Source organism: Streptomyces sp. KLMMK, assembly GCF_036961605.1.
Classification (GTDB): Bacteria; Actinomycetota; Actinomycetes; order Streptomycetales; family Streptomycetaceae; genus Streptomyces; species Streptomyces telluris.
On sequence record NZ_JBAMDC010000627.1, the window covers coordinates 1 to 2403 of the forward strand.

3 protein-coding genes are annotated in these 2403 nt (G+C 74.3%); 1 reads left to right on the top strand and 2 read right to left on the bottom strand.

Annotation, left to right across the window (positions count from 1 at the left end; genetic code table 11):
* A partial coding sequence (locus tag V7793_RS36455) for an AMP-binding protein (RefSeq protein ID WP_336013964.1) occupies positions 1-798 on the top strand: 798 nt, incomplete at its 5' end.
* A gap of 31 nt (positions 799-829) precedes the next feature.
* Here V7793_RS36455 and V7793_RS36460 read toward each other — a convergent pair.
* Together V7793_RS36460 and V7793_RS36465 are read right to left on the bottom strand one after the other, a co-directional pair.
* Entirely contained in the window at positions 830-1996 is a 1167-nt protein-coding gene (locus tag V7793_RS36460) for a lipase family protein (RefSeq protein WP_336013965.1), read from the bottom strand.
* A gap of 136 nt (positions 1997-2132) precedes the next feature.
* Positions 2133-2403 (bottom strand): helix-turn-helix domain-containing protein (locus V7793_RS36465; RefSeq protein ID WP_336013966.1); only part of this gene is annotated, 271 nt, incomplete at its 5' end.

Consider the following 2403-nt stretch of genomic DNA (forward strand, 5'->3'; position numbering starts at 1 on the left):
TACCGCCGGATCCGCGGCGCCCTGGGCGGCGAGGTGCGCTACGTGCTCAGCGGCGGCTCCCCGCTCGGCGGGCGCCTCGCGGCCTTCTGCACGGGCGCGGGCATCGAGGTGTTCGAGGGCTACGGCCTCACCGAGACCACGGCGGCTGCCACCGTCACCCCGCCGCACCGCCCCCGCCTCGGCACGGTCGGCTGGCCGCTGCCCGGCGGCGCCGTGCGGATCGCGGAGGACGGCGAGGTGCTGCTGCGCGGCGGGCACGTCTTCGCCGGGTACTGGGACGGCGAGCTGGGGAAGGCGGTGCCCGCGGCGCCGGGGGAGTGGTTCCCCACCGGGGACCTGGGCGCGCTCGACGCGGACGGCTACCTGTCCATCACCGGCCGCAAGAAGGAGCTGCTCGTCACCTCCGGCGGCAAGAACGTCGCCCCCGCGCCGCTGGAGGACCGGCTGCGTGCGCACCCCCTGGTCGGCCAGTGCATGGTCGTCGGCGACAACCGGCCCTTCATCACCGCCCTCCTCACCCTGGAGGCCGACGGCGTCGCCCACTGGTGCCGCATGCACGGCAAGGAGGGCCTGCCGCCGCAGGAGCTGGTGCGGGACGGCGAGCTCCTCGCAGAACTGCAGACGGCGGTGGACGACGCGAACGCCCTGGTCTCGCGGGCGGAGTCGATACGCCGCTTCGCCGTCCTGCCCGTGGACTTCACGGAGGAGGCCGGCCACCTCACGCCGTCCATGAAGCTCAAGCGGGAGGTCATCGCCCGGGACTTCGCGGAGGAGGTGGAGCGGCTGTACGAGCGCTGAACCGGGGGCCCGGTCCAGCGCTCGGCACGCATCAGCAGTTGCCCGCCGCGGACCTGCCGGCGAACCGGTCGGCGAGCCAGTTCGCCGCCGGGACGGACTCCGCGATCACGCCCCCGACGTGCCCGGCCAGCGGCAGCGACTTCCACTGCACGGCGGCCCTCTTCGTGCACCAGCCGGCGCGCAGCTGCTGCGCGCCCGCGTAGGGGATGAGCTCGTCGAGGGTGCCGTGGTAGAGGTAGACGGGCCGGTCGGGGGCGCGGGTGCCGAGGTCGGAGGCGTGCAGCGCGCGCTGCCAGTCCGCCTCGTGCAGCGGGTTCCTGACCGTCACGTCGGAGATCCGCTTGAACAGGCCGGCGGCGGCGTCCGCCACCACGCAGTGCTTCTTGAGGAAGTCGACATGCCGCCGGCCCTTGTCGTTGAGGTAGGAGCCGAGGTTCAGCTCGGGGAAGGCCGCGTCCTGCCCGATCGCGCCCATGAGGACCAGGCCGCCGCCGATGCCGCCGTCGTTGTACTCGGCGACCTTGACGAGGTCGGCGGGGACGCCGCCCGCGGCCGTGCCCTTGAGGTTCAGCTCGGGCGCGTACGACGCGTGCAGCTCGGCGGCCCAGCCGGCGGCCTGGCCGCCCTGCGAGTAGCCCATGATGCCGACCGGCGAGCCCTCGGCCAGCCCGGCCTCCGGCAGCCGCAGGGCGGCGCGGGCCGCGTCGAGGACGGCGTGGCCCTCGGCCCGGCCGACGGTGTACGTGTGGTCGCCGGGCGTCCCGAGGCCCTCGTAGTCGGTGACGGCCACCGCCCAGCCGCGCAGCGTGAGCTGCTGGATCAGGTTCGCCTCCACCGTCGTCCCGTACGGGAAGCCGGCCGACGGTGCGCAGTGGTCGGCGAGCCCGATCGTCCCCACGGCGTACGTCACGAGCGGGCGCGGCCCCTTTCTGCCGTCCTGGGGGACGATCACCGTCCCCGAGACGACGTTGGGGACGCCCTTGGCCGTGGTGGAGCGGTAGGTGACGTGCCAGGCCTTGGTGCCCGTGGGCTGGCCGGGCAGCGGGTGGAAGGAGGTCGGCGCGGAGGTGACGACGTCACCCGGCCGGGCGGCGGGCGCGGGCCCGGCGGCGCCCGCCGTGCCCGCGAAGCCCAATGAGACGGCCAGTGCGGCGACGGCGGCCCAGGCCTTCGTACGCAGGTGCCTACGCAAGTGCATGCGGCTCTCCCGACAGTGCAGTTGTGAGGGGTCACTCATGTCTCGTCGCGGATCCCCTCCGCGAAACTCCCCGGGGACGGCGGGAGTCGGGGAGACCGTAGTGACTGACGGGTAGGAAAGAAGCTGACCGGAAAGCTCAGCTTTGCTGACCCCCGTCATGGCCCGCTTTGCTTCCCCCGTTCACGGTCCGGCTCTGCCGACCCCGTTCGCGCCCGCCCAGGAGCCGGTACGCACCCGGGGTGGTGCCCGTCCAGCGGCGGAACGCACGGTGGAAGGCCGTGTCCTCCGAGAAGCCCAGCCGCGCCGCGAGCTCCGCGATCGGCTCCCGCCCCTCCGCCAGCCCGGCCACCGCCGCCTCCCGCAGCACCTGGTCGCGCAGCCGCCGGTAGGACGTGCCCTCCTCCTGC

Bases quoted from the DNA above. Each gene is read 5' to 3' on its own strand.
- V7793_RS36460 (WP_336013965.1), bottom strand. From the start codon at position 1,996: ATGCACTTGCGTAGGCACCTGCGTACGAAGGCCTGGGCCGCCGTCGCC.